The 7,527-nt window shown below is 68.3% G+C and carries 9 protein-coding genes and 1 pseudogene; 8 read left to right on the forward strand and 2 right to left on the reverse strand.

Annotated features, from left to right (window positions below):
• Positions 1–1,497: YadA-like family protein (locus FHD68_RS16305; protein WP_139086235.1), on the forward strand; the 1,497-nt coding region annotated here is incomplete at its 5' end.
• A complete protein-coding gene (locus FHD68_RS16310; protein WP_127899126.1) occupies positions 1,491–2,009 on the forward strand; it encodes a hypothetical protein in 519 nt (172 codons plus the stop codon). The genes FHD68_RS16305 and FHD68_RS16310, both read left to right, overlap by 7 nt.
• A gap of 66 nt (positions 2,010–2,075) precedes the next feature.
• Here the strand turns inward: FHD68_RS16310 and arsC are convergent, their stop codons facing one another.
• Positions 2,076–2,450, reverse strand: a complete 375-nt coding sequence (gene arsC / locus FHD68_RS16315) for an arsenate reductase (glutaredoxin) (protein WP_127899127.1) — start codon at positions 2,448–2,450, stop codon at positions 2,076–2,078.
• A 1-nt stretch (position 2,451) separates the two neighbouring features.
• The gene (locus FHD68_RS16320) at positions 2,452–2,967 is read right to left on the reverse strand and encodes an Lrp/AsnC family transcriptional regulator (RefSeq protein ID WP_127899128.1); all 516 of its coding nucleotides are present in this window, start codon (positions 2,965–2,967) and stop codon (positions 2,452–2,454) included.
• Positions 2,968–3,066: 99 nt separating this feature from the next.
• Between FHD68_RS16320 and FHD68_RS16325 the strand changes: the two genes are divergently transcribed.
• The 6 genes and pseudogenes from FHD68_RS16325 to FHD68_RS16350 form a co-directional block, all read left to right on the forward strand.
• Positions 3,067–3,414, forward strand: a complete 348-nt coding sequence (locus FHD68_RS16325; RefSeq protein WP_045981428.1) for a DUF2849 domain-containing protein — start codon at positions 3,067–3,069, stop codon at positions 3,412–3,414.
• On the forward strand, positions 3,407–5,065 hold the full coding sequence (locus tag FHD68_RS16330; RefSeq protein WP_127899129.1) for a nitrite/sulfite reductase: 1,659 nt from the start codon (positions 3,407–3,409) through the stop codon (positions 5,063–5,065). The genes FHD68_RS16325 and FHD68_RS16330 overlap by 8 nt, the downstream gene beginning before the upstream one ends.
• Positions 5,058–5,789, forward strand: coding sequence for a phosphoadenylyl-sulfate reductase (locus tag FHD68_RS16335; RefSeq protein ID WP_127899130.1), 732 nt, complete (start codon positions 5,058–5,060; stop codon positions 5,787–5,789). Before FHD68_RS16330 ends, FHD68_RS16335 begins: the two co-directional genes overlap by 8 nt.
• Positions 5,786–6,172 (forward strand): DUF934 domain-containing protein, encoded by a 387-nt coding sequence (locus FHD68_RS16340; RefSeq protein ID WP_127899131.1) that lies wholly within the window; start codon positions 5,786–5,788, stop codon positions 6,170–6,172. Before FHD68_RS16335 ends, FHD68_RS16340 begins: the two co-directional genes overlap by 4 nt.
• Before the next feature lie 47 nt (positions 6,173–6,219).
• Positions 6,220–7,050 (forward strand): ferredoxin--NADP reductase, encoded by an 831-nt coding sequence (locus FHD68_RS16345; protein WP_127899132.1) that lies wholly within the window; start codon positions 6,220–6,222, stop codon positions 7,048–7,050.
• 166 nt (positions 7,051–7,216) lie between these two features.
• Positions 7,217–7,527: pseudogene (locus FHD68_RS16350) on the forward strand (hypothetical protein); the annotation flags it as partial.

Raw genomic sequence — 7,527 nt, forward strand, 5'->3', positions numbered from 1 at the left:
TCGACCGATGCGACCGCCGTGGACGGCGTGGCCATCGGCGGAGAGGCGACCGCCACCGGCCCCTCGACCACCGCGGTCGGCGGCGAATCGGTTGCGACCGGGCCGGGCGCCAGCGCCATCGGCTGGCAGGCGCAGGCCACCGCGGAACGCGCGCAGGCCATCGGCCACCTGGCCACCGCCCAAGGCGTCCGGTCCCTAGCCGTGGGCAAGAACGCCGACGCGCAGACCGACCTTTCCACCGCCATCGGCAACGAATCCACCGCCAACGGCGTCGACGCGCTGGCCGTGGGCGACACCGCGGCGGCGAACGGCAACTCGACCACTGCGGTCGGCGGCGAATCGGTCGCGACCGGCCCCGGCGCCAGCGCCATCGGCTGGCAGGCCCAAGCCACCGCCGAACGCGCCCAGGCCTTCGGCCACCTGGCCACCGCACAGGGCGTCCGGTCGATGGCCATCGGCGAGAATGCCGACGCCCAGACCGACCTGTCCACCGCCATCGGCAACGAATCCATCGCCAACGGCATCGATGCGCTGGCCGTGGGCGACACGGCCGCGGCGAACGGCAACTCGACCACCGCCATCGGTGGCGAATCGGTCGCGACCGGGCCGGGTGCCAGCGCCATCGGCTGGCAGTCCATGGCGACCGCGGAACGCGCCCAGGCCATCGGCCACCTGGCCACCGCGCAGGGTGTCCGCTCGCTGGCCGTGGGCGAGAATGCCGACGCCCAGTCGGATTTCTCGACCGCCATCGGCAACGAATCCATCGCCAACGGCACCGACGCGCTGGCCATCGGCGACACCTCGGTCGCGACCGGCACCTCGACCACCGCGGTCGGCGGTGAATCGGTCGCGAACGGCACCGCCGCCACCGCCTTCGGTTGGCAGGCGCAGGCCACCGCCGAACGCGCCCATGCCTTCGGCCACCTGGCAGCGGCCAGCGGCGTGCGCTCGACCGCCATCGGCGAGGCCGCGATGGCCATGGGATCGGGGTCGATCGCGCTTGGCAACCAGGCGGTCGCTGCGGCCGACAACTCGGTCGCCATCGGTGATGGCGCGACCGCGACCCGCGCGAACGAGTTCGTGCTGGGCAACGGCGCCAACACCTATCGCGCGGCGGGCATCGCGTCGGATGCCAGCACGGCGGCGCAGGGCACCCCCATCGGCGTCGTGACCTCGGACGCGCAGGGCAACCTGGCGGTCGACCGGTCGATCGGCGAGAGCATGTCGTCGCTGAACGGCCGCGTGCGCTCTCTGGGCCAGCAGGTCGAGGACAACAAGGAAGGCATTGCCATGGCGATGGCGCTGAACACCCCCTATGTCCCCGAGGACAAGACCTATGCCGTGTCGACCAGCATCGGCAGCTTCGAAGGCTCGCAGGCACTGGCCGCGTCGATGGGCTACCGCTTCGACGCGAACACCCAGTTCGACGCGGGCATCACCTATGGCTTTGACCAGAACCAGGTCGGCGGCCGCATCGGCGTGACCTACGCGTGGTAGGCCACGCCGCAACACGGACGGGGACGGCGCATGCGCTGTCCCTGGCCATCGCGATGGCGCTGGCGCTGGTCGGCGCCAGCGCCCATGCGCAGGACGCCCCCGCCGAACCGCAGCCCGAACCCCGGGCCGAGGCCCCCCTTGTCGAACCCAGCTATGCCACCGCCCTGATCCGCGACGTGCTGGCGGCGGTGAACCACGGCAACTGGACGGGCAACTACACGGTGCTGCGCGACATCGCCGCCCCGGAATTCGCATTGGCCAACGATCCGACGCGCCTGGCGGGCCTGTTCACGCCGCTGCGCGAGGAACGGCTGGACCTGCTGCAGGCGATGGTCGTCGACCCGGTCATCCTGGACAGCGCGCTGTCCGATACCGGGCAGGAGCTGCGCCTGACCGGCTTTGTCCCGCTGCAGCCGCGTCATGTCAGCTTCGATCTGGTCCTGGGGCTGGAGGGGCGGCGTTGGCTGTTGCTGGGCATCTCTGTCGGGGCGTTCGATCCGATCGATCCGTAAGGCATCTGCCGATGTCGCCGCAGTCTGGGCGTCATCTGTCGGTTCGCACCCCGCACCCCCACCGGATCACGGCGGACCACCTGCGTGATTGCGGGCGATCAGCTCACTGACCCGCTCCTTGGGCCGGCACAGCACCGCGCCATGCGGCGCGAAGACGACCGGCCGTTCGATCAGGATCGGATGGGCCGCCATCGCCGCGACCAGCGCGTCATCGGACAGCGCCGGATCGCCCAGGCCCAGTTCCGCGAATGGCGTTCCTTTGCGCCGAAGCAACCCCCGCGCCCCGATGCCCAGACGCGACAGCGCATCGCGCAACGCATCCTCGGACGGCGGCGCGGTGATGTAGTCGCGCACCTCGGGTGCGATCCCCGCCTCGCGCAGCGCGGCCAGAACCCAGCGCGAGGTGGAGCAGGTCGGCTTGTGCCAGATCACCCAACCCATCTCAGCGCTCCCCGTCCGGGATGGGCAGGGCGCTGGTCGCCTTGATCTCCTCCATCGACAGCAGGGCCGTGACGTTGTGGATCTTCACCTCGCCGATCAGCGATTGGTAAAAGCGGTCATAAGCGCGGGCGTTCCTGACCTGCACCTTGAGGATATAGTCGATGTCGCCCGCCAGACGGTGTGCCTCGACCACCTCGGGCCGCTCGCGCAGCGCGCGCAGAAAGCGCGCGGCCCAGTCGCGGTCATGCTCGCTGGTGCGGATCAGCACGAAGAAGCAGGCCTCCAGCCCCAGCGCCTCGGGATCCAGGATGGCGACCTGACGGCGGATCACGCCTGCCTCTCGCAGCTTGCGGATTCGGTTCCAGACCGGGGTCTTGGAGGCCCCCACCCGATCGGCGATCTGGTCCAGCGACAGGCTGGCATCCTGCTGCAGCAGGAACAGGATCTTGCGGTCCACCTCGTCCAGGCGGACAGGCGTTTGGCCTGCGCCCGCATCGGGGGAAATCGGTTCCGGCATGGCGCGCTCCTTGGTCGATCGTCCTTATTTGCCGCGACCACTGTGCAGAATCCAGAACGAAATTCTATATAGAGGTCAGCAAAACCGCGAGGTCCAGTCATGAGCAAATCCTTCCCCCTGTCGGCCGCACGCCCCGGCGTCATCACCGCGAACGACCTTCGCGAAGGCCACAATGTGTGGATGTGCGCCGACGGCTGGACCCGCGATCCGCGCCAGGCGACCGTCTATGACGACGAGGCCATCGCCGACCTGGACCTGCTGCAGGCCGTGGCGCAATCCGAGATCGTCGTCGGTCCCTATCTGGTCGAGGCCAGGCGCGGTCCCGACGGACCCGAGCCCGTCCATTTCCGCGAGGCCTTCCGCCAGCGCGGACCGTCCAACTATTTCCACGGCATCCAGGCCGATCGGCAAGCCGACGCCCAGAAGACGGAAACCGCCCATGTTTGATATCCGCCCCGTCGAGACCGATTATGTCCGCCAGCGCGCGGCCGAATTCCGCGCCCAGGTCGCCCGCCGCCTGGACGGCAGCCTGACTGAGGACGAGTTCAAGCCACTGCGCCTGATGAACGGCGTCTATCTGCAGCTGCATGCCTACATGCTGCGCGTGGCCATTCCCTATGGCACGATCAGCCCGGACCAGATGCGCACCCTGGCCCTGCTGGCCGAGAAGTGGGACAAGGGTTACGGCCACTGGACCACCCGCCAGAACATCCAGTTCAACTGGCCCAAGCTGGTGGACATCCCGGACATGCTGGACGCGCTGGCCAATGTCGGCATGCACGCCATCCAGACCAGCGGCAACACCATCCGCAATGTGACCACCGACGCCTTCGCTGGCGCGGCCTTCGACGAGGCCGCCGATCCGCGCCCCTATGCGGAGCTGCTGCGCAGCTGGTCCACCGATCACGCCGAATTCCAGTTCTTGCCGCGCAAGTTCAAGATCGCCATTTCCGGCGGGAAGAAGGACCGTGCCGTCATCGCCGCCCATGACATCGGCCTGCGCCTGACCGAGCGGAACGGCAAGACCGGCTTCGAGGTCTGGATCGGCGGCGGTCTGGGCCGCACGCCGCTCCTGGGTCAGGTCGTCCGCGACTTCCTGCCCGAGGAGGACCTGCTGCCTTACGTCGAGGCGATCATCGCGACCTACAACTTGGCCGGGCGCCGCGACAACAAGTACAAGGCCCGCATCAAGATCACCGTGCTGGAGCGCGGTATCGACGTCATGCGCGCCGAGATCGACGAAGAGTTCCTGGCCCGCCGCCGCGATTTCCACGGCGCCGACCGCGACGCGCTGGCCGTGTTCAAGGACCGCTTCCGCGCGCCGTCCTTCCGCAACGCGCCCGTCGATGGCTATGAGGCCGAGCGGCAGGCGAACCCGGCCTTCCGCAGCTGGTCTGATACGAACCTGCATCAGCACCGGGTCGAGGGCTATGCCAGCGTCGTCGTGACCTTCAAGGCGCCGGGCCAGACGCCGGGCGACGCCAGCGCGGACCAGATGCGCCTGCTGGCCGATCTGGCCGAACGGTTCGGCCACGACGACCTGCGCGTGATGCACGACCAGAACGTGGCCCTGCCGCATGTGCACAAGTCGGACCTGCCGGCGCTGTACGCCGAGCTGCGCGCCGCGGGCCTTGCCACCGCCAATGCCGGGCTGACCAGCGACATCATCGCCTGCCCCGGCATGGATTACTGTGCGCTGGCCACCGCCCGTTCCATCCCCATCGCCGAAGAGATCGCCGACCATTTCCGCTCCGTCGGGCTGGAGGAGGAGATCGGCAACCTGAACATCCGCATCTCGGGCTGCATCAACGCCTGCGGGCATCACCACCTGGGCCATATCGGCATCCTGGGGCTGGATCGTGCGGGCGTGGAAAACTATCAGATCACGCTTGGCGGCGATGCCTATGACATCCCGGCCATCGGCGAACGCGCGGGCGCGGGTTTCCCCGCCGAACAGGTGGTCCCGGCCATCGACCGGCTGCTGCGCGCCTATCTGGAGGTCCGTGAGGACGCGTCCGAACGCTTCATCGACGCCTATCGCCGTCTGGGTCAGGCCCCGTTCAAGGCCGCGCTCTATCCCGTGGCCGCCGATGCTTGACGGGAACCTGGACACACGCGCGGGGCGGCTGAACGACCGCTATCGCCACCATGCCGCCATCGAGGTGCTGCGCCGCGCGGTCACCGACCCCGATCTGGGGCAGGTGGCGCTGGTGTCGTCTTTCGGCGCTGAATCGGTCGTGCTGCTGCACATGGTCAGCCGGGTCGCACCGGGCCTGCCGGTGCTGTTCATCGACACGCAGATGCTGTTCCCCGAGACCCTGGCCTATCAGCAAGAAGTCGCGGAGCGGCTTTCGCTGACCAACGTGCAGGTCATCACCGCCAGCGAGGCGGAGATCGCGGCCCATGACCCGGACGGAACGCTGCACAAGTCGAACCCCGACGCCTGCTGCGATTTCCGCAAGACGGTGCCGCTGGAGCGCGTGCTGTCGGGCTATGACGCCTGGATCACGGGCCGCAAGCGGTTCCAGAACGGCCAGCGCGCCGCGCTGGAGTTCTTCGAGCCCGAACCCCCGTCGCGCCTGCGCGTGAATCCTTTGGCGCATTGGCGCCCCGAGGACGTGCAGGACTACATGGTCGAGAACCGCCTGCCCCGGCATCCGCTGGTCGCCAAGGGCTATCCGTCCATCGGCTGCGCGCCCTGCACCTCTCCGGTCAAGCCGGGCGAGGACCCCCGTTCCGGGCGCTGGCGCGGCCAGGAGAAATCCGAATGCGGCATCCATTTCATCGGCGGGCGCATGGTCCGCGGAAAGGTCTCGGCATGAGCGAGCAGTTGAACAGCGAACCCGTCTTGGCCCGTGACGACGGGTTTCATCCGGTGACCGACCAGCCCGCCGTGGTGCTGGCCCCCGACACCGCCCCCGCGACCTTGGCCGACCATCTCGATCAGCCGCTGATCGGGATCGCCTTTCCGTCCTTCAGCGACGGGCGCGGTTTCACGCTGGCCCGCCGCTTGCGCGAGCTGGGATATACCGGTCGCCTGCGCGCGACGGGGCGGCTGATCGCCGATCAATACGCCATGGCGCGCCGCGTGGGCTTCGACGAGGTCGAGGTCGCCCCCGACATCGCCGCCCGCCAGCCCGAGGACCAATGGCGGGCCCGTGCCGACTGGAAGGCCTGGGACCATCGGGCGCAGCTGGCGGGCTGACCCTTTCGCCCGCGCGCCCCTTCGATTAGACGACAAGGATTGCAACAATGACGCTGGATCTGCCCGTGACCGAGGCCGCCAAGATTACCGTTCCCGATGCCCAAACCGTGACCTCGGTCACGAAATGGACCGACAGCCTGTTTTCGTTCCGGGTGACGCGGCCTGCCTCGCTGCGCTTCCGGTCGGGTGAATTCGTGATGATCGGCCTGCCGGGAGACAACGGCAAGCCGCTGCTGCGGGCATATTCCATCGCTTCGCCCAACTGGGACGACGAGCTGGAATTCTATTCCATCATCGTCCCCGACGGGCCGCTGACCTCCAAGCTGCAGCACATCAAGCCCGGCGACGAGATCATCCTGCGCCCCAAGCCCGTGGGCACGCTGGTCCTGGACGCCCTGCTGCCCGGCAAGCGGCTGTGGTTCCTTGCCACCGGCACGGGGTTCGCGCCCTTTGCCAGCCTGATGCGCGACCCCGAGACCTATGAGCGGTTCGAGCAGGTCATTATGATGCATACATGCCGCACCGGTGAGGAGCTGGTCTATGGCGCCGAGCTGGTGAACAACCTGCGCCACGACCCGCTGCTGACCGAGATCTATGGCGACGATTTCGCCCAGCGGCTGAAATACTACCCGACGACGACGCGAGAGCCCTCGCCCTTCATGGGGCGCATCACCGACAACCTGACCTCGGGCAAGGTGCTGTCGGATCTGGGCCTGCCGCCCATCGATCCGGCACAGGATCGCGCGATGATCTGCGGCAGCCTAGCCTTCAACGTCGACGTCAAGGCGGTCCTGGAAGGGTTCGGCCTGAACGAGGGCGCGAATTCCGAGCCGCGCGAATTCGTCGTCGAAAAGGCCTTTGTCGGCGACGGCGTCTGACGTCGTTTCTATCGAACCGCCCATGGGCCGCGCCGTTTCGGCGCGGCCTTTTGCATGGCGCACCGCCGCCCATCACGCGATGGTCACGGCAAGTTTGGGAACCCTTGGCGCAAGTGCCTGTTAAAGCACAAAAGACAGTCATTCGATTTTCCACAAGGAGCGTCTCATGCGCCGGATTATCCATAACACAACCGCCATCGCGGCCTGCCTGTCGCTGATGGCGCCGCATCTTGCGATGGCCCAGACCGCGATGCCCGCCCCCGATCAGGCGGCCCCCCAGAACCTGATCCTGGCGCAGGCCGCGCCCGAAGGTCAGGTCCCGCCCCCGCCCGCGGCCCCCGGCGAGGAGGGACCGCAGGACGGTGCCGATTTGAACCAAGCTCAGAACCCGCCGCCGGCGGAGCCCGCGCCCGCGGAAGAGCCTGCGCCCGAGCCCGCGCCGGTCGAGGAGCCCGCGCCGGAAGCCCCGGCCGAGGC

This window comes from Paracoccus marcusii, from assembly GCF_006151785.1.
Classification (GTDB): Bacteria; Pseudomonadota; Alphaproteobacteria; order Rhodobacterales; family Rhodobacteraceae; genus Paracoccus; species Paracoccus marcusii.